The following is a 17,075-nucleotide window of genomic DNA, read 5'->3' as shown; positions in this document are numbered from 1 at the left end:
GCGAACGCCGCGCTCATCACCGTGCTGCGAGCGCCATCGGGCGAGGCCAGCAGCCGCGCGCCGGAGGTATGCCGGGTGGCCACCACCCGGCATACCGCACCGCCCAGCGCGGCGCCTCGCGACCCAGCGCGCCCTCCCCGCGCAGCGCGGCCGACCCGGCTGTCCCCGGGTGCTGACATAGGATCGACGCATGCGCTGCGAGAGCGGACCCGACGCAGCCGACCCCACCTCTGCGGCCGCGATCAAGTGAGCAGTCACCCGCACGGACACCCGGGGGCCATGCACCGGTGGCGGCTGCGGACGGCCTTCGTGCTGGTCGCCGGCTTCTTCGTCGTCGAGCTCGTCACCGGGCTGGTGTCGGGGTCGCTCGCCCTGCTGAGCGACGCCGGACACATGGCGGCCGACGTGGTCGCGCTGGGCGCCGCGCTCGTCGCCACCCGCATCGCAGCGCGGCCCGACAGCAGTGGGCGCCGCACGTTCGGCTCCTACCGCGCCGAGGTGTTCGCCTCGGGGCTGGCGGTCCTGCTCATGCTCGGCGTGGCGGTCTACATCGTCGTCGAGGCAGTCGGCCGGGTCGGCGACTCCCCCGACGTCGCCACCGGCCCGATGCTCGTCGTCGGCGCCGTCGGCCTGGTCGTCAACGTCGTCTGCCTGAGCTTGCTGCGCGGTGGGGCGGCCGAGTCGCTCAACGTGAGGGGCGCCTACCTCGAGGTGGTCGCCGACACCCTGGGATCCGTCGGCGTCATCGTCGCCGGGGTGCTGGTGGCAGCCACGGGCAGCGCCTGGTGGGACACCGGCATCGCGCTCGCGATCGCAGCCTTCGTCGCGGTGCGTGCCGTGCTGCTGGGTCGCGAGGTCCTGGGCGTCCTCGGCCAGCACGCCCCTGCCGGCATGGAAGCCGACACGGTGGCGCACGCCCTCGCCGGGGTCGAAGGGGTCATCGACGTGCACGACCTGCACGTGTGGACGCTGACGTCCGGGATGAACGTCGCCACCGCCCACCTGGTGACCTCGGAGAGCGCGGACGCCCACGGGGTGCTGGACCGCGCCATGCAGGTCATGCGGTCGCAGTTCGGGGTCGAGCACGCCACCCTGCAGGTGGAGCCCGACACGCACACCGGGTGCAGGGAAGTCACCTGGTAGCAGGCCTGCGCGACCCGGTTTCCGGACAGCCCGCTGCGCCCTCTCCGCGGCCGTCGCGTGATTTTACGCTGATGGGCCCGATCCCGCAGGCGAACTGACGGAGTCCAGACCGAACTCCACCGAACGTATACCCGGGGGCTCGGCACATCTGCCCCCTTCACGCCCTTTCGCGGCTCTGCACGCCCTGGCGGGTGTCAGATTGGCGACCTCGAACCCAGTAGGGGGTGGGTGGCATGGTGCCTGAGGTCGTTCGGCTGAAGGAGGCTGGAGTGTGCGGTTGCGGAGTAGTCGTTGCGGCAGGCGAACGCGCGGGCTCGACCCGCCACCCCGGACGCGTCGTGTGCCTGAGCTGCCTCGCTGCGTTCTCGACGGCTCCTGCCGAGGACCTCTCGAGCGTCTACTTCGAGGCGCCGGCGACCGGCCGGGCCGACCGCGACCTGCCCCTCGAGCTGCCCGAGCCCGCCGCCGTGGTCATCCCCGCCGACTGGGGGCCGTCGGCCCCGAGCTCGCTTCCTGCCTGGCAGCGATCGGCGGGCATCACGGTCGACCTGCCCCCCGCGGCGCCCGTGTCGCCGGGTCCGGTCGATCCCCCGGCGCCGTCGGTGGTCGTGCAGTTCGCCCCGCCGTCGCCGACCGACGAGGTCGCCGAGGTCGTCGTTCCTGCGCCCTCGGTCGAGTCCCCTGTTCCCGCAGCGGCACCTAAGGCAACGCAGGCCGCTCCCGCTCCGCTCGCGGACGCCGCCGCACCAGTAACACCTGCGCCCGCGCCCGACGTCATCGCCGTGTCGCACGAGGCCGTCGCGATCGTCGGCCCGTCGCACCGACGCCGCACGTTCCTGCCCGCCGGGCTGTTGGCACTGCGCGCCTCCCGCGGCCGGGACCCGGGCGTGACCGGCAACCCCGACAGCGCCACCCGCGCCCTCCTGGACGCCGCGGCCGACGCGGGTGTCCGGTCGCTGCACGACCGGCGGATGCCGGGTCGGCGCGGCCGCATCGCGCACCTCGCTGTGGGAGCCGGCGGCGTGTACGTCATCGACGTCGTGCGCGCCAAGAACGCCTCGATCGAGGTGCGTCCCGTCGACGAGCCGGCTCCGGTGGCCCGTGAGCTGCTCGTCGGCGGACGCCTCATGACCTCGACGGTGACAGCGACCCAGGGGCGGGTTGCGATCGTGCGCGCGCTGCTCGACGAGGTCGAGCTGTCCGCAGTGCCGGTGATCGGGGTCATGTGCTTCGTCGACGCGGCGGTGCCGACCGATGCGGAGCTCGAGGTCGAGGGTGTCCTGGTCACCGGCAAGACCGGTCTCCCCGGGCTCGTGCGCAGTGCGGGCGCCCTGGACGCAGAGCACCTCGAGACCTTGCTGGAGTACTTGGCCGAGCGCCTGCCCTCCGCCTGACCCTTCCCTTCCCCTCCCCTCCCCTCACCTCGGCGCCGTGTTGCACGTGGTGGTCCCGGACCCACGGTCTTGCGGCCCGGGTGACGCACCAGTCGCGACACGGCGGGCGCGTCGGGACCTTCGACGCTCGACCGGTCGCCTAGGTTTGCTGACCAGCAGGGCATGCGGCGCATCGGGGGACGCGTCACGGCTTGCCCCATCCGGCAGGACCGCCCGGACGGCGAGTCCGCCACGGCCGGTGGCACACGAAGGGAAGCTGATGGTCAACGTCCTGCTCGCCGGCGGGATCTCGATGGCTCTGTCGCTGCTGGGCACCCCGTTCTTCACGCGGTTCCTGGTGCGGCGTCAGTACGGCCAGTTCATCCGGGACGACCTCACCCAGCACCACTACAAGCGGGGAAAGCCCACGATGGGCGGCGCGGTCATCATCGGTGCCACCGTGGTGGGGTACTTCGTCTCCCACCTGCTCCTCATCGCGGTGAGCTCCAGTGGCGCCATCGCGGTCGCGCCGGGTCGACTCTCCCTGAGCGCACTGCTCGTGCTCTTCCTGCTGGTCGGGATGGGCCTGGTCGGCTTCCTCGACGACTACACGAAGATCTCGAAGGCGCGCAGCCTCGGGCTCACGTCGAAGCAGAAGCTCGCCGGCCAGACCCTCGTGACGGTGGTCTTCGCGGTGCTGGCGCTACTCGTGACCGACGGTGCCGGGCGCGCTTCGGCCTCCACCGCCATCTCCTTCATCCGGGACACCCCTGTCGACCTTGCTGTCGCCGGTCCCGTGCTCGGGCTGGTCCTGTTCATCCTGTGGGCCAACCTGCTGATCGCCGGGGCCTCGAACGGCGTCAACATCACCGACGGGCTCGACGGGCTCGCCACCGGTGCGTCGGTCATGGTCTTCGGCGCCTACAGCGGCATCGCGCTGTGGCAGTACAACCAGGCGTGCGCCAGCACTCCCGGCCCCGGCTGCTACGACGTGCGCGACGGGCTCGACCTCGCCGTGGTTGCCTGCGCCATCGCCGGGGCCTGCTTCGGGTTCCTGTGGTGGAACGCCTCCCCCGCCAGCATCATCATGGGCGACACCGGGTCACTCTCCCTCGGCGCCGCCCTGGCCGGCTTGGCGATCCTGACGCGCACCGAGCTCCTGCTGGTCGTCCTCGGCGGTCTCTTCGTGATGATCACGATGTCGGTCGTCATCCAGATCGCCAGCTTCAAGCTGACCGGGAGACGGGTCTTCCGCATCGCACCGATCCACCACCACTTCGAGATGGTCGGGTGGGCCGAGATCACCATCGTCATCCGCTTCTGGATCATCGCCGGCATCTGTGTGGTGTCGGGGCTGGGGCTGTTCTACGCCGAGTGGGTCACGGGCCAGAACAGGTAACAGCCCGAGAGGCTCAGGGCCAACGGTCCTCACACTTTTGCCGGTGGTTTCGGGTGGAGGTCGGGACGACGCTGGGATCGACGTCAGCTGTGGCAGGGGCTGCGACGCCCGCAACGGGGACGTCACCCCGGCGTCACCCGGATCCGACCCGAAGTGGAGGTTGCGGATCATGTTGATGCACGTTGTGTGGGAGTGGGCCGATGCCAGCGAAGCAGGCGGCGCCCGGGCCCTGGAGGTGTTCCAGGGCTGGAAGCCGCCACCCGGCGCCGACTTCCAGGCGTTCTACGGCTTCGCCGACGGGGACGGCGGCGTCGCCCTGATCGAGGTGGACAGTGCGGCAACGCTCGCGCGGTCCGTGAGCGCGTTCACGCCCTGGCTGCGGTTCACGGCCAAACCCATCCTCCCCATCGAGGAGTCGGCCGGGATCGCGGGCGAGGGCATCGCCTTCCGGGCCACGATCGGCTGACGCAAGCCAGTCACTTCGCCCAGCAGACAGCACGACCACCAGGAAGAGGTCAACATGACCGACAAGCAGAACATCGATGCCCCGCACGAGCGCCGGCCCTTCAAGGACCACGGCCACATGGACGTGGTCACGCTCGGCGGGTTCACCCTCGGCCGCGGCGTGTTCGAACCGGGCTGGCGCTGGTCCGACGACGTCAAGCCGATCGCGGGCACGGACTCGTGCCAGACCCACCACACGGGGCTGTGCCTGTCCGGGCAGATGACGGTCCGGTTCGAGGACGGCAGCGAGCTCGCGATCGGACCGGGTGACGTCATGGACATCGACCCCGGGCATGACGCCTGGACGGTCGGCGACGAGCCATGCGTCCTCGTCGACACCGGGGTCGCGGCCTACGCCAAGCCGAGGTAGCCGGACCGTGCCGGGAGCCATGACGCACCTGGCAGTCACCCCGGCCGTGGCCGGGGTGACTGTCCGGGTCAGGGTGCGGGGTATGCCTTTGGCAGGCGCATGCCGCGCTCGGCCATGATGTCGCGGACGCGGTTCGGGTAGTTCGTGATGATGCCGTCGACGCCGAGGTCCATCAGCGCGCGCACGGTGTCGGGGTCGTCGCAGGTCCACGGGATCACCGTGAGGCCACGGGCGTGGGCCTCGGAGACCATCTGCCGGTCGGGGTAGAAGCGGAAGCCGGGGTCGCCGACCTTGCCGCTCTGCGGGAAGCCGTAGTTGGGCGACAGCGCGGTGACGCCGTCGATGGCGTCAGCCGCCTTGACGAAGTCGCCACCGAAGTCGTCGGCGTCGAGGCCACCCAGCCACGGTGAGGCGCCGGGCTTGCCGACCTGCAGGAAGTCGTAGTTGCTGAGGGCGACCAGCGGCCAGCTCGGCGCGAGGGTGTGCATGGTCTTGAGGGCGCCCCAGTCGAACGACTGGATGGTGACCTGACGCTCGATGCCCGAGGCGTGGATCTCCTCGTAGACCCGCCGGACGAACTGCTCGCGCGGGGCGGTCTGCTCCGGTGCGCCGGCCTCGACCTTGGTCTCGATGTTCAGGGTGACCTGGTTGGCGTGGTAGTCCTTCACCAGGCCGAGCACGTCCTTCAGCTCGACCATGCGGAAGCCCTTGACCTGCTCCTGCTCGGGGAAGCCGGGCAGCTGCTGGTAGCCGCAGTCCAGGGTCTTGATCTGGGCCAGGGTCAGGTCCTTGATGTACTTGCCCACGTAGGGGAACTGCGGGTCGCCGGGCGTCACCGGCGCGGTGTCCTGGCACTTCTGGGCGCTGATCTGACGGTCGTGGTTGACGACGACCTTGGCGTCCCTGGTGACCTGGGTGTCGAGCTCGAGGGTGGTCACGCCGAGCCGCAGCGCCTTGGCGAAACCCTGGAGGGACTCCTCGGTGGTCATGCCGATGCCGCCGCGGTGCGCCTGCAGGTCGAAGTGGGTCTTCTGGGGCAGGACCGGGCCGGGCTCGGCGGCGCGTGCGGGCGAGACGCCAGCGGCACCAGCCGCAACCGTGACGAAGGCAGCGAGCAGGGAACCTGTTCGCAGGTGCATGAGAACTCCTGGGGGGAAGGGAGTGGGACGCCTCGAACGGTAGGCACCCATACCGCCCCAAAGGGGACGTGCGCATGACGTCCACGTGAAGCAGCGGGGGACTACCGGGGCGGCCCACCGGCGGCCTCGCCGGAACGGGCCTGTTCAGCCGATGGGTCGCTGATCGCCCACTGCCGTTCACCCGCGCTGCATAGCGTCGCGAGGCGTCAAACGAACCCCTGCAGGGGCAAGCCGCCCCCGAAAGTGAGACATCCCATGAACCGCACCCGCACCCGAGCACTCGCCTTGAGCGCCACCGCCGCCGTCGCCCTGAGCGGGGCAGCCGTCGCCAGCGCAACCGCTCAGGCAGCCGACGCCCGACCCCGTCACGCCACGAACACGACCCTCGCCGACGACTTCGGGAAGGTCACGCGGAACACGGACTGGCAGCAGACCAGCAAGCTCAAGCTCAACTTCCCCACGTTCCACACCGAAGGCATCGCCTTCACTCCCGACCACATCTTCCTGTCGTCGGTCGAAATCCTCGAGCCCACGGTGAAGTACCCGACCCCGCAGGGCGGCTACGACCGGCCCGCGGGCAAGGGCGTCGGCCACCTGTTCGTCATGGACAAGGCGGGCAACCTGCAGAAGGACATCAAGCTCGGCGAGGGCGACATGTACCACCCGGGAGGCATCGACTTCGATGGCACCAACGTGTGGGTCCCCGTCGCGCAGTACCGCCCCGACTCCAGCGCCATCATCTACCGCGTCGACGCGGCTTCCCTCGCGGTCCACAAACAGTTCGAGGTACCGGACCACTTCGGCGGCATCGTCCTCGACAAGACCACCGGCCACCTCGTCGGCAACACGTGGGGCTCGCGGCGGTTCGCCGAGTGGAACCTGGCCGGCAAGCAGCTGAAGACGTGGGACAACCCGAACTTCTTCGTCGACTACCAGGACTGCCAGTACGTCCCCGACGCCAAGATGCTGTGCGCTGGGGTGACGAACCTTCCCCAGACCCCGACCGCTGGCGGGACCGCGGCAACGTACGAGCTCGGCGGAGTGGCCCTGATCGACCTGCGGACCCACCAGGTCACCCGAGACATCCCGTTCCAGAAGTGGTCGAGCGCCGGGCACGTGGCCACGCGCAACCCGTTCAAGATGACTGCGGACGGCGAACACCTGACGATGCGCGTCGCCCCGGACAACGGCGAAGAGGCCAACGGCACCGAAATCCTCACCTACGAGGCAACCGTCACCCCTTGATGCTGTCCAAGGTTGACGGCTACACCAGAAGGCCCGGACCAGTGGTCCGGGCCTTCTGTCTGTGACGCGTTGGTAGCGGGGGCAGGATTTGAACCTGCGACCTCCGGGTTATGAGCCAGCCCTGCCCACGTCTCACACGTCCCGTGCCATGTCCCCTGCCACACGAGATCTCGGTGTCGCGTCCTGATGGTCGCGCCGCGTCTCAAGCCATCCCGCCACCTCCCGGTTACACATTTGGCTACACCTACCCGCCTTCAAGACACGTCTGGCCGTTGCCTACTTGGAGTACACGCCCACCGGTGCAAAACGTCTCGAGTCGAAGGTCGCCTCAGCCAGCCGTCAGCCGTGGCATTTCGACCACTCGAAGACCGCTCCGGTGGGGATGGCGCTGAAGTGGTCGACGGAGTGGACGCTGATCTGTTGGCCGTCGTCGTAGGCGCCGTTGACGTTGAACGTGAACGTCCCGTTGGCGCTCGTCCCGTTGGCGTTGAAACCGCCCCAGACGGTGAAGTGTCCGGTCGCAGTCCGTCCCGTCTCGAGCGACACCGCTTCGAAGGTCCCGGTCTGGGTAAAGGTGTCGTGCTCTCGCCCGTCGGCGAAGATGGTCTGCTTCTCCACCGAGTTATAGGTGACGGTGATCTCGAAGAGTTCGGTCGAGCCGCACTCGGGACCCACGTCGACAAAGGTCTCCGTGCCCTGGTGCTCGTGGACGACCGTCGTGACAGGGCTGGCAGCAGCAGCCATAGCCGCCGTCCCAGTGAACATCAAGGCCCCAGTCGCGGCAGCAACGAGGGTGGCGCGTGCAATCGCAAAAGCTCTCATAGCTTGTCCCTCCACGCGGACGATGCGCCAGGGCGGCCCACCCGGCCCGCACCACAGCACGTTCCTCCCAGCCCACGGCGGCCGCCTCGCCCGATCGGACTAGTACTCCACCCGCCCTTACGGAGAGGCAACGAAGGCCGCGTATGCGCCCGCTTCAGCGGGTGGCTCAGCTGGGTGTTGAAGTCAGCCGGGCCGGTGAAGGTCCGACCGCGCAGGAACCAGGTTTTCAGGTACCCGTTGGCCCGCTCGAGGATGCTCTTGGCCTCAGGGCCGCGGGTGCAACACTGATGCACCCCGATCCCGGGCGTGCCAGGGAACGCCTTGAAGTCGTCGGTCAGCCTGACCTCCCGACCCGCCATCACCCGACCGTGGCTACCAGGCCGCTCGTCTCGAGGACGGCTATACCGAAAGGGGCCCGCGTCGGCATTCCGGTCGACCTCCCTGAGGCGTGAGAGGGCTCTATTCAAGACTTCTCTTGACAAGTTTCCAGGTCGGGACCATATTCAAGTAATCACTTGAATCTGCGGAGGTTCTGACATGACTGAGACAACGACAACGCCCATCCGGCCGAACCCGGTGGATCGAAGGTCGGCAGGCGGCCAGCTTCTGGAGGCTCTGGCCGCACGCGACTTTGATCGGATGCCCGCGTGCTTCGAGGCCGACGCAACCATGCGGGCCATGCTTCCCAGCGGACCCACCGCGTTTCACGGAGCCGCCCAGATCGTCGAGAACCTTCAGATCTGGTTCGGAGGCGCCCACGAGTTCGAGGTGCTCGACAGTGCCGTCGGCGAGGTCGCTGGCAGGCCGCACGTGGCGTGGCGGCTCCGCATGCATCCGACGCCGTGGGGCGACGATGCCTGGCACGTCATCGAGCAGCAGGCCTACCTGCAAGCCGGCGAGCGCATCGCGTCGATAGACCTCCTGTGCTCCGGATTCCAGCGCGAGAACCGCAACTGACCGACTCCACTGGTAGCGATGTACCACCTCGAAGGGGCACACAATGGACAACAAAGCAGCCATCAGCCTCACCACGGGACTCGAAGACGCCGAGCGCGTCACCGTCGCCCTGCTCGTCGCCGTCGGGGCCGCCGAGAGCGGACGGCCGACCCTGACGTTCCTCACCCAGGAAGCTGTCCCACTCGCACTCGAAGGCGTCGCCGTCGGTAACCGCCTGCGAAGGCTGCCCGAGCATCCCTGACCTCAGGGGACGCTACGCGGCAGCAGGCGGCCGGCTGCTGGTGTGCCCGGTCTGCTTCAACTCCAAGCAACTCAACGCGCCACGCATCTCTGGGTCGGTCTTTACGGGCGGGCGACCGGCAGGTGAGCCTCATTCCATTCTGGGAAACCGTCTTCGAGGCGGGCGGCGCTGAAGCCCTTCCTGCTGAGCAGCCGGACGGCCTCGTCGGCGAAGACGCAGAACGGGCCACGGCAGTAGGCGACCACTTCGGCGCCGTCCGGGATGTCGCCAAGACGCGACCTCAGGTCATGGATCGGGATCGAGATCGCTCCGCGGATATGACCGGCGGCGTACTCGGCCTCGGGTCGCACGTCCAGCACGACCACGTCACCGTCGCGCAGGCGGCTCCGCAGCACGTCGCGGGTGATGGTCCGCAGCTTGCTGCGGTCACCGAGGTAGTCGGCAGCCAGCTGCTCGAGCCCGGAGACATGCTCCTGGGCGGCTCGTCGCATGGTCCGCCACAGGTCACCAACCACCTCGCTGGCCAGGGAGTAGTAGATCCGGGTGCCCTCGCGACGCGACTGCACCAGGCCGGAACGCAGCAGCCGCTGCAGGTGCTGGGACGTGTTGGCGAGGGTCTGGTCGATCTCGGCGGCAAGCTCTTCCACCGATCGCTCGCCCTGAGCGAGCACGTCGACCAACTCCGCACGTCGCCCGTTGGCCAGCGCCTTGGCCGACTCCGCCAGTGCGTCATACAGAGCGGCCTTTGCTGCGTGATCTGCCATCTGTCACCTCTCCCCCCACTCTATTCAAGATTCCCCTTGACAAGGCTCACGCTACAGGAGTTTTATTCAAGTGAATCATTGAATATTGCGAAGAAGGCGAACCGTGACGATCTTGGTGAACACGCAGGAGCTCGAGGGCAAGGTCAAGGAGATGTACCGGCACGTGGCGCAGCAGCCCCACGACCGCTTCCACTTCGAACTCGGTGCACCGCTCGCACTGCGGGTTGGCTACGACGCTGACCGACTGGCAGACATTCCGACGGGGGCGGTCGAGTCGTTCGCCGGAGTGGCTTCTTCTTCGACCTGGCCGACCTCCGGGCCGGTGAGACCGTGGTCGACCTGGGCAGCGGGTCAGGGATGGACGCCTTGTACGCAGCGCGGTTCGTCGGTCCCGCGGGGCGGGTGTGCGGGGTCGACTTCACCCCGGAGCAGCTCGGCAAGGCACGCCGGCTGGCCGACGAGGCCGGGCTCTTACAGGTCGAGTTCCGGGAAGGCCGGATCGAGGCAGTCCCGCTGGGAGATGGCACCGTGGACTGCGTGATCTCCAACGGGGTGATCAACCTCTGCCCCGACAAGAAGGCGGTGTTCGCCGAAGCCGCACGAGTGCTGAAGCCCGGCGGGCGGCTCGCGATCGCCGACATCATCAGCGAGCTACAGCTCAAGGACTCCATCGTCTGCAACGCCGACCTCCGGTGGGAAGCAACGGATTCGACACCCATCACTTCGCCCGGAGGTCCTCCCTCATGTCAACAAGGTCCGTGGTCAGTACACCTAGAGGCCATCGAATCGGCCGGCGTCACCATCACCCGTCACCGCGAGAACGCGTACGCGTTCATATCCGACCAGGCCCGCAATGCCAGCGCCAGGTACGGCGTCAAGAGCATCTCCATCCTCGCCACCCTGACCACCGATTAACCCACACCACCGGAGGAACCCATGTCCGACAAGCAGAACATCGACACCCCGCACGAGCAGCGCCCCTTCAAGGCTCACGGCCACCTGGATGTGGTCACCCTCGGCGACTTCACTCTCGGTCGCGGCGTCTTCGAACCAGGCTGGCGCTGGTCAAACGACGTCAAGCCCATCGCGGGCACCGACTCCTGCCAGACCCACCACACGGGAATCTGCCTTTCGGGAAAGATGACCGTCCGGTTCGACGACGGCAGCGAGGTCTCCATCGGCCCCGGCGACGTCGTGGACCTTGACCCCGGGCACGACGCGTGGACCGACGGCGACGAGCCCTGTGTCCTGCTCGACACCGGAATCAAGGCCTATGCCAAGCCCAGCTGAGGCGTGACACGCAGATGGAGCCGAACAGCACATGACGCACCCCCTCACGCTCCAGATCGCGGACAAGGGACTGGGCAACACGGCATACCTGGTCGACCTCGGCGACGGCCGCGCCCTGGCCGTGGACCCCAGTCGTGACCTGCGCGCCCTGGAGGCGGCCGCCGACGCCCGGGGTCTTCGCGTCGCCGTCGCCGCGGACACCCACCTGCACGCGGACTTCATCTCCGGCGCTCGTCAGCTCGCTGCGACTACGGGCGCGACGGTGCTGGCCTCGGCCGCCGGGAACCGGAGCTTCGGACACCACGGGTTGAGCGACGGTGACGACTTCGACCTCGGGGGTCTGCGGCTGCGCGCCCTCGGGACGCCCGGGCACACCGACGAGCACCTGTCCTACCTTCTGCTGGACGGCTCGCAACCCGTCGGGGTCTTCACCGGGGGCTCACTGCTGGTCGGGGCAGTCGCCCGGACCGACCTCGTCGACCCCGACCGCACGATCGAGCTCGCCCGGGCCCAGTACCGGTCCGTGCATCGACTGCTGGAGCTGCCCGACCACGTCGAGGTGTGGCCAACTCATGGCGCTGGTTCCTTCTGCGCCGCACCCGGCGGCTCCGCCCGCACCAGCACCATCGGCGCCGAACGGGCCAACAACCCGCTGCTGTCCGCCGCAGACGAGAACGCGTTCGTCGCTCGGCTGCTCGCCGGGCTCGGCTCGTTCCCGCCCTACTTCCTGCGGTTGGCCGAGATCAACCGGCGCGGACCAGCGATCCTGCCCCGTCGGCTCGGGCTGGAGCAGCTCACACCGCAGGCGGCTGCCGGTGCGCAGGCAACCGGCGCCGTGATCGTCGACGTGCGCCCAGTGACCGCCTTCGCCGCCGGACACCCCTCGGGCGCCCTCTCGATCCCGCTACGGCCCGCGTTCGCGAGCTGGCTCGGCTGGCTCGCACCCAACGACACACCACTCGTCGTGCTCCGCGAACCCGACCAGAACGTCGACGAGGTGCTCTGGCAGGCCGTCAAGATCGGCTACGACAACATAATCGGCGAACTAGCCGGCGGCCAGGAGGCCTGGTCCGCTGCGTGCCTGCCGACCAATTCGGTGCCGCTGGTCGAGGCAAGCGCCGGGGTGAGCGCCGCGGCCACCGTGCGGGTCTTGGACATCCGTCAGGAGGCCGAGTACCGAGCCGGACACGTCCCTGGTGCCCTCAACATCGAGCTCGGCGACCTCCCTGCCGTGCTCGGCCACCTCGCCAACGTGCCTACCGTGGTCATGTGCGGACACGGCGAACGCGCGATGGGAGCGGCATCGCTGCTGTCCGGAGCCGGATTCACCCAGGTCGCCGTGTTCGCCGGCAGCCCCCAGGACTGGGCCACCGCCCACGGCGAGGACCTCGCCAGCGGCCCGTGAAACGAGCAGGAACGTCGGCGTCTCCCGTCTTCGGCGTACGAGCGAACGCCGCCCAGTTCGGCCTGCTCGTTGCCGTCAACGCTCTGGTCGGCGGAACGCTCGGCCAGGAACGCACCGTCCTGCCCCTCCTTGCCACCCAGGAGTTCGGGCTCGACTCCTACACCGCGGCCCTGACCTACATCCTCGCGTTTGGCCTGGCCAAGGCATGCACCAACTACTTCGCCGGGACCTGGTCGGAGCGCCATGGGCGCAAACCCGTACTAGTCGCAGGCTGGCTGGTCGCCCTCCCCGTCCCCCTGCTCCTCATCTGGGCGCCCCACTGGTGGGTCGTCGTCGCCGCCAACGTCCTGCTCGGCATCAGCCAGGGGCTGACATGGTCCACCACCGTGATCATGAAGATCGACCTTGTCGGGCCCCGACACCGCGGCCTAGCCATGGGCCTCAACGAGTCCGCCGGCTACCTCGCGGTCGCCGTGACCGCCCTGCTCACAGGCACCATCGCAGCGAACGCCGGACTTCGGCCCGAGCCGTTCCTGCTGGGCGTCGCCTACACCGCGCTCGGCCTCGGCCTCTCCACGCTCTGGGTCCGGGAGACCCGTCCCCACTCCGACCACGAGGCGGCGACCCGTGCCGACTCCGAGGACCTGACCGACCGGGAAGTCCTCGTGCTGACAAGCTTCCGCGAGCCCGCCCTCTCGTCGGCCAGCCAAGCCGGCCTGGTCAACAACCTCAACGACGGCCTCGCCTGGGGCCTGTTCCCGGTTCTCTTCACCTCCGCCGGACTGTCGCTCGGCCAGACCGGCATCCTCGTCGCCCTTTACCCCGCCGTCTGGGGCGTGGGGCAACTTGCCACCGGTGCACTGTCCGACCGTTGGGGCCGCAAACACCTCATCACCGGCGGCATGCTGCTCCAAGCCGCCGCTCTGGCGATCATCGCAACCGCCAACTCACAGACGCCATGGGCCCTGGGGTCCGTGCTGCTCGGCGCCGGCACAGCCATGGTCTACCCCACTCTGCTGGCCGCCATCAGCGACGTCGCTCACCCCAGCTGGCGAGCACGCGCCGTCGGCGTCTACCGACTCTGGCGAGACCTCGGATTCGCGGTCGGCGCGCTCCTGACCGGAGTACTCGCCGACACCCTCGGCGTCCGCGCGGCGATCTGGCTGATCGCAGCAATGACCGCTACGTCCGCGCTCGTCGTGGCCCAGCGCATGTACGAAACCCACGACAAGCTCACCCGGGCAAAGCCGGCCTGAGGCCGCCGCGGCCACCAGAGCGCGGGCCCCTGATTGCAGCGACTCGCTCGCCCGAGATCGAAACCGCGTGATGAGAATCAGTGGGGCGAGGTATCGCAGAATCCAGCGATCGCCCGGACACCGACCCGGCGACACCCCGAAACGTGCCCCGCTCCGTTCCAAACGGCCGTCTCATGCGTTTCTGCCTTGTCCCAGCCGTCCCACCGTGTCCGACCCGTTCTCGAGCGTCTCGACCCCGGTTGGCTACACATTTGGCTACACGTGCCAACGCCAGAGGCCCTCTCCCCGAAGGGAAAGGGCCTCTGACCTGCTACTTCAAGTAGCGGGGGCAGGATTTGAACCTGCGACCTCCGGGTTATGAGCCAGCCCAGCCCACGTCTCAGGTGTTCCGCAGCCTCTCCCCCGCCGCACGAAATCTCAGGGTCGCGTCCCCGTCCTCGCACCGCGTCTCAAGCCGTCCCGCCACCTCCCGGTTACACATCTGGCTACATCTCCCAGCCTGCAAGACACGTCTGGTCATTGGCCTGCTTGGGGTACCCGCGCACCGATACACAGGCTGTGTTTCTGGCTTGGTGGCCCGGAACTGGCCAGCGCCTGTTGCACAGAAGGTCGGAGACGCCGAGTGGCCCAGCGATGGCCGCTTCAGGACGTGAGGTGGGCGAAGGCGACGATGTTGTCGACGTAGTGACCGGTGGACTGGTCGAAGGCTCCACCGCACGTGATGAGGCGCAACTCGGCGCGACCCCTGGTGTCGCCGTATACGGTCGAGGTCGGGAAGTCCGCCTTGGAGTAGCGCGCGACGCGGTCGACGACGAAGCGGGCGGTCGAACCGTCCTTGCGGAGGACGCTCACCGTCGCGCCCTTCTGCAACGACCCCAAGCGGTAGAAGACCGCGGGACCGGACTTGCTGTCCACGTGCGCCCCGATGACGGCGGGGCCGAACTCACCCGGGGTGGGGCCGCCGGCATACCAGCCTGCTTTGGCGAAGTCGGTCGGCGCCTGGAGCTTGCCCTTCTTGTCGAGGGTGAGGTCGACGATGCCCTTGGTGTTCACGCCGATGGATGGAATTCGGAGTGCGACAGGCGAACTCGGCTCCATGATCGGACCGAAGTCGGGGGTGGTGGGTGCCGCTGTCTTGCCTGCCCCGGACGTGGGGGAGGACGTCGCGCTCGGTGCCGAGGTCGACGGAGCCGGGGAGGTCGTGAAGGCGGACTGAGCCGCGTCGGGCTGCGGCGGTGCCTGCGTGCCCGAGAAGGACTTCACCACGAGCAGCCCTCCCACGAGGAGGAGCACGACGGTGACCGCCGCGGCAATGCTGCCGCGACGGTCACCGAACTTCGTGGAGAGGGACATCAGGCGCGGTTACGAGCCTTGCGAGCAGTGAAGGCACCGGTACCCGCGGCAGCGAGCAGGAGGCCGCCACCGAGGAGGAGCATGCCCTCGTTGTTCGGGGTGGAGGTGCCGCCGGCGCCCGTGTCCATGCCACCGGCCGGAGCCGCGCTCAGGACGCCACAGATGGCCGGGTCAGTGGCCTCGGTGGGCAGGCTCGGGTCGAGGTCGCTCTTGGTGTCACCGTCGTACTTGCCGTTGTCGTTGTGGTCGACGCCGTGGACGACCACGACGGCCTTGCCCTCCGTGATGGCCTGGGCCACGTCGGAGGAGACCTTGATGCTGCCGCGCTCGTAGTTGATCTTGCCGCCGGGGGCGGTGTCGAACCGGTCAACGGCGAGGCCGCTCTTGGGCGAGGTGTCACCGGTCTTGGTGAGGGAGACGACGATCGGGCCGTAGGCCGGGCCACCGTCGGTGGTGTTGATGGTGCCGTCGCCCTTGGCGTCGTCGCCGGCGGCGGGGCACTCGTGCCTCGCGTCCGCCCCGAAGTGGATGTGGGCCGCGTGCGGCTGGTCGGGAAGGAGGCCGTTCGCCGCCATGGTCACGTCGATGCGGGTGCCGCTGACGGTCACCATCGCGGTGCCGCTGCCCTTGACGCCATTGAGGACCACGGGGCGAAGGGTGGCCATCGTGTTCCCGTCGGCCGCCTGCGCAACGCCTGCACCGAGGAAGGGCAGCAGGGCGGCAGAGCCCAGGGCGATGGTCGCGATCTTGGTGGTGGTACGCATTCGGTAACTCCTTGATCCGCGGCCGCTTCGGGTCGCACTGGAAACACACTTGTGCAGGTACTTCGTCGCCCTTCACGACCCAGATGGGTGCAAAGCTCAACTTTCTGCGCGACTGGCTCGCTCCTACGCAGGTCAGGCGCCTGTGCGGTCGCGACGCGACACCACCAGCCCGGCGGCAGCGCCCACGGCGGCGACCGCCTCGGCGACGGCGCTCAGGGACTTCTCCGTGAACCAGACCGGCTCGTACATCGCGGGTATCGGCCCCAGGGCTGGAACGTCGACATACCTGTAGAGCACCACGGTCACACACGCACTCACCCCGACGGCGAAGGCCGCCAGCAAGGCGGCCCGGCTCCCGCGCCATACCACCCAGACGGCCACCACCAGGGCTGCCGCCGCCTCGATGCGGAAGAGGTTGCCCGCACCGATTCCGCTGGGGGCCGACTGCTGGTAACCGGGCGCGAGGTGGAGGTGGACGACCGTGTCGACGACCAGGGTCACCGCGATCGCTGCCCGCAGCACGAGGTGCAGCACGCGGGGGGCACGATCGGCTTTCGCGTGGCCCGATTGGATGGTCACTTAACCACGAGGGTGCTGGTCATGTTCGCGTGGAAAGTGCAGACGAACGTGTAGCTGCCGGCCTTGTCGGGCGCTTTCAACGTGGCCGTCCCCTTGGGGTCGATCTTCACGTCGAACCCGCCGTCCTTGGAGGTGACCGTGTGGGCCTGCGAGTCGTCGTTGCTGATCGTGATCGTGGCCCCGGGGGCGACCGACACCGGCACCTTGTAGGCGAAGTCCGAGATGGTGATGACCGACTCGGACTCCTGCGCCGGCGACGACGACGACGGCGCCGCTGAGCTGCTGCTCGAGGACGACATGTCCATGCCCGACATGGGGGAGGTGGATGACGAGCCGGCGTCCCCACTCGACGAACCACACGCAGACAAGCCCAGAGCCAGGACCGGGACGACAGCGAGCAGCGAGATCTTGCGGGTCATGTGATGCCTCCAGATCGGGCGGCCGCTTGGGCGACCACGGTCAGGAGTTCGG

The 17,075-nt window shown here is 68.7% G+C and carries 19 protein-coding genes and 1 tRNA gene; 12 read left to right on the top strand and 8 right to left on the bottom strand.

Going from position 1 to position 17,075, the window contains the following annotated elements; all coding sequences use genetic code 11:
* Positions 1 to 279 precede the first annotated feature (279 nt).
* From AC1DWJ_RS10955 to AC1DWJ_RS10935, 5 genes are all read left to right on the top strand, one after another.
* Positions 280 to 1,143 (top strand): cation diffusion facilitator family transporter, encoded by an 864-nt coding sequence (locus AC1DWJ_RS10955; protein ID WP_457253596.1) that lies wholly within the window; start codon positions 280 to 282, stop codon positions 1,141 to 1,143.
* A 338-nt stretch (positions 1,144 to 1,481) separates the two neighbouring features.
* Positions 1,482 to 2,537 (top strand): hypothetical protein, encoded by a 1,056-nt coding sequence (locus tag AC1DWJ_RS10950; RefSeq protein WP_477620778.1) that lies wholly within the window; start codon positions 1,482 to 1,484, stop codon positions 2,535 to 2,537.
* A 259-nt stretch (positions 2,538 to 2,796) separates the two neighbouring features.
* Positions 2,797 to 3,915, top strand: a complete 1,119-nt coding sequence (gene mraY, locus AC1DWJ_RS10945) for a phospho-N-acetylmuramoyl-pentapeptide-transferase (RefSeq protein WP_457254167.1) — start codon at positions 2,797 to 2,799, stop codon at positions 3,913 to 3,915.
* A gap of 169 nt (positions 3,916 to 4,084) precedes the next feature.
* Positions 4,085 to 4,381, top strand: a complete 297-nt coding sequence (locus AC1DWJ_RS10940) for a DUF3303 domain-containing protein (protein WP_457253598.1) — start codon at positions 4,085 to 4,087, stop codon at positions 4,379 to 4,381.
* 54 nt (positions 4,382 to 4,435) lie between these two features.
* Positions 4,436 to 4,789 carry a cupin domain-containing protein gene (locus tag AC1DWJ_RS10935; protein ID WP_457253599.1) on the top strand — a complete coding sequence of 118 codons (354 nt, stop codon included), beginning with the start codon at positions 4,436 to 4,438 and terminating at the stop codon, positions 4,787 to 4,789.
* A 68-nt stretch (positions 4,790 to 4,857) separates the two neighbouring features.
* Here the strand turns inward: AC1DWJ_RS10935 and AC1DWJ_RS10930 are convergent, their stop codons facing one another.
* Positions 4,858 to 5,928: a glycerophosphodiester phosphodiesterase family protein gene (locus AC1DWJ_RS10930; protein ID WP_457253600.1), complete on the bottom strand. Its 1,071-nt coding sequence runs from the start codon at positions 5,926 to 5,928 to the stop codon at positions 4,858 to 4,860.
* A gap of 255 nt (positions 5,929 to 6,183) precedes the next feature.
* Between AC1DWJ_RS10930 and AC1DWJ_RS10925 the strand changes: the two genes are divergently transcribed.
* A complete protein-coding gene (locus tag AC1DWJ_RS10925) occupies positions 6,184 to 7,173 on the top strand; it encodes a DUF6454 family protein (protein ID WP_457253601.1) in 990 nt (329 codons plus the stop codon).
* A gap of 339 nt (positions 7,174 to 7,512) precedes the next feature.
* Here AC1DWJ_RS10925 and AC1DWJ_RS10920 read toward each other — a convergent pair whose 3' ends face one another.
* Positions 7,513 to 7,917 (bottom strand): hypothetical protein, encoded by a 405-nt coding sequence (locus tag AC1DWJ_RS10920; RefSeq protein WP_057378036.1) that lies wholly within the window; start codon positions 7,915 to 7,917, stop codon positions 7,513 to 7,515.
* Between the two features lie 615 nt (positions 7,918 to 8,532).
* Between AC1DWJ_RS10920 and AC1DWJ_RS10915 the strand changes: the two genes are divergently transcribed.
* On the top strand, positions 8,533 to 8,952 hold the full coding sequence (locus AC1DWJ_RS10915) for a nuclear transport factor 2 family protein (protein WP_157582147.1): 420 nt from the start codon (positions 8,533 to 8,535) through the stop codon (positions 8,950 to 8,952).
* 43 nt (positions 8,953 to 8,995) lie between these two features.
* Positions 8,996 to 9,193 (top strand): hypothetical protein, encoded by a 198-nt coding sequence (locus tag AC1DWJ_RS10910; protein ID WP_200961924.1) that lies wholly within the window; start codon positions 8,996 to 8,998, stop codon positions 9,191 to 9,193.
* Between the two features lie 101 nt (positions 9,194 to 9,294).
* Here the strand turns inward: AC1DWJ_RS10910 and AC1DWJ_RS10905 are convergent, their stop codons facing one another.
* A complete protein-coding gene (locus AC1DWJ_RS10905) occupies positions 9,295 to 9,957 on the bottom strand; it encodes an ArsR/SmtB family transcription factor (RefSeq protein ID WP_057378038.1) in 663 nt (220 codons plus the stop codon).
* Positions 9,958 to 10,287: 330 nt separating this feature from the next.
* Between AC1DWJ_RS10905 and AC1DWJ_RS10900 the strand changes: the two genes are divergently transcribed.
* Genes AC1DWJ_RS10900 through AC1DWJ_RS10885 form a run of 4 tightly spaced genes read left to right on the top strand, consistent with a single transcriptional unit; the run spans position 10,288 to position 13,908 of the window.
* Positions 10,288 to 10,872 (top strand): methyltransferase domain-containing protein, encoded by a 585-nt coding sequence (locus AC1DWJ_RS10900; RefSeq protein WP_235543919.1) that lies wholly within the window; start codon positions 10,288 to 10,290, stop codon positions 10,870 to 10,872.
* Positions 10,873 to 10,893: 21 nt separating this feature from the next.
* Positions 10,894 to 11,247, top strand: coding sequence for a cupin domain-containing protein (locus AC1DWJ_RS10895; RefSeq protein ID WP_057378039.1), 354 nt, complete (start codon positions 10,894 to 10,896; stop codon positions 11,245 to 11,247).
* 31 nt (positions 11,248 to 11,278) lie between these two features.
* Positions 11,279 to 12,652 carry an MBL fold metallo-hydrolase gene (locus AC1DWJ_RS10890; RefSeq protein ID WP_057378040.1) on the top strand — a complete coding sequence of 458 codons (1,374 nt, stop codon included), beginning with the start codon at positions 11,279 to 11,281 and terminating at the stop codon, positions 12,650 to 12,652.
* Positions 12,649 to 13,908, top strand: coding sequence for an MFS transporter (locus tag AC1DWJ_RS10885; protein WP_057378041.1), 1,260 nt, complete (start codon positions 12,649 to 12,651; stop codon positions 13,906 to 13,908). The genes AC1DWJ_RS10890 and AC1DWJ_RS10885 overlap by 4 nt, the downstream gene beginning before the upstream one ends.
* A 320-nt stretch (positions 13,909 to 14,228) precedes the next feature.
* Here AC1DWJ_RS10885 and AC1DWJ_RS10880 read toward each other — a convergent pair.
* The 5 genes from AC1DWJ_RS10880 to AC1DWJ_RS10860 form a co-directional block, all read right to left on the bottom strand.
* Positions 14,229 to 14,315 (bottom strand) — tRNA-OTHER (locus AC1DWJ_RS10880).
* 235 nt (positions 14,316 to 14,550) lie between these two features.
* Positions 14,551 to 15,261: a class F sortase gene (locus tag AC1DWJ_RS10875; RefSeq protein ID WP_057378019.1), complete on the bottom strand. Its 711-nt coding sequence runs from the start codon at positions 15,259 to 15,261 to the stop codon at positions 14,551 to 14,553.
* Positions 15,261 to 16,025: a CHRD domain-containing protein gene (locus AC1DWJ_RS10870; protein WP_057378020.1), complete on the bottom strand. Its 765-nt coding sequence runs from the start codon at positions 16,023 to 16,025 to the stop codon at positions 15,261 to 15,263. The genes AC1DWJ_RS10875 and AC1DWJ_RS10870 overlap by 1 nt, the downstream gene beginning before the upstream one ends.
* A gap of 132 nt (positions 16,026 to 16,157) precedes the next feature.
* Positions 16,158 to 16,604 carry a hypothetical protein gene (locus AC1DWJ_RS10865; protein ID WP_235543917.1) on the bottom strand — a complete coding sequence of 149 codons (447 nt, stop codon included), beginning with the start codon at positions 16,602 to 16,604 and terminating at the stop codon, positions 16,158 to 16,160.
* Positions 16,601 to 17,023, bottom strand: a complete 423-nt coding sequence (locus AC1DWJ_RS10860) for a cupredoxin domain-containing protein (RefSeq protein WP_057378022.1) — start codon at positions 17,021 to 17,023, stop codon at positions 16,601 to 16,603. Before AC1DWJ_RS10860 ends, AC1DWJ_RS10865 begins: the two co-directional genes overlap by 4 nt.
* Between the last annotated feature and the right edge of the window lie 52 nt (positions 17,024 to 17,075).

It is taken from the genome of Pedococcus sp. P2_D7 (assembly GCF_056404295.1).
The sequence above is the reverse complement of the archived record's forward strand: the minus strand, read 5'-3'. Positions and strand labels throughout refer to the sequence as shown.

Bases quoted from the DNA above. Each gene is read 5' to 3' on its own strand.
- AC1DWJ_RS10955 (WP_457253596.1), top strand. From the start codon at position 280: ATGCACCGGTGGCGGCTGCGGACGGCCTTCGTGCTGGTCGCCGGCTTC.
- AC1DWJ_RS10925 (WP_457253601.1), top strand. From the start codon at position 6,184: ATGAACCGCACCCGCACCCGAGCACTCGCCTTGAGCGCCACCGCCGCC.
- AC1DWJ_RS10875 (WP_057378019.1), bottom strand. From the start codon at position 15,261: ATGTCCCTCTCCACGAAGTTCGGTGACCGTCGCGGCAGCATTGCCGCG.
- AC1DWJ_RS10895 (WP_057378039.1), top strand. From the start codon at position 10,894: ATGTCCGACAAGCAGAACATCGACACCCCGCACGAGCAGCGCCCCTTC.
- AC1DWJ_RS10915 (WP_157582147.1), top strand. From the start codon at position 8,533: ATGACTGAGACAACGACAACGCCCATCCGGCCGAACCCGGTGGATCGA.
- AC1DWJ_RS10910 (WP_200961924.1), top strand. From the start codon at position 8,996: ATGGACAACAAAGCAGCCATCAGCCTCACCACGGGACTCGAAGACGCC.
- AC1DWJ_RS10930 (WP_457253600.1), bottom strand. From the start codon at position 5,928: ATGCACCTGCGAACAGGTTCCCTGCTCGCTGCCTTCGTCACGGTTGCG.
- AC1DWJ_RS10870 (WP_057378020.1), bottom strand. From the start codon at position 16,025: ATGCGTACCACCACCAAGATCGCGACCATCGCCCTGGGCTCTGCCGCC.
- AC1DWJ_RS10890 (WP_057378040.1), top strand. From the start codon at position 11,279: ATGACGCACCCCCTCACGCTCCAGATCGCGGACAAGGGACTGGGCAAC.
- AC1DWJ_RS10935 (WP_457253599.1), top strand. From the start codon at position 4,436: ATGACCGACAAGCAGAACATCGATGCCCCGCACGAGCGCCGGCCCTTC.
- AC1DWJ_RS10905 (WP_057378038.1), bottom strand. From the start codon at position 9,957: ATGGCAGATCACGCAGCAAAGGCCGCTCTGTATGACGCACTGGCGGAG.
- AC1DWJ_RS10860 (WP_057378022.1), bottom strand. From the start codon at position 17,023: ATGACCCGCAAGATCTCGCTGCTCGCTGTCGTCCCGGTCCTGGCTCTG.
- AC1DWJ_RS10940 (WP_457253598.1), top strand. From the start codon at position 4,085: ATGTTGATGCACGTTGTGTGGGAGTGGGCCGATGCCAGCGAAGCAGGC.
- AC1DWJ_RS10920 (WP_057378036.1), bottom strand. From the start codon at position 7,917: ATGGCTGCTGCTGCCAGCCCTGTCACGACGGTCGTCCACGAGCACCAG.
- mraY (WP_457254167.1), top strand. From the start codon at position 2,797: ATGGTCAACGTCCTGCTCGCCGGCGGGATCTCGATGGCTCTGTCGCTG.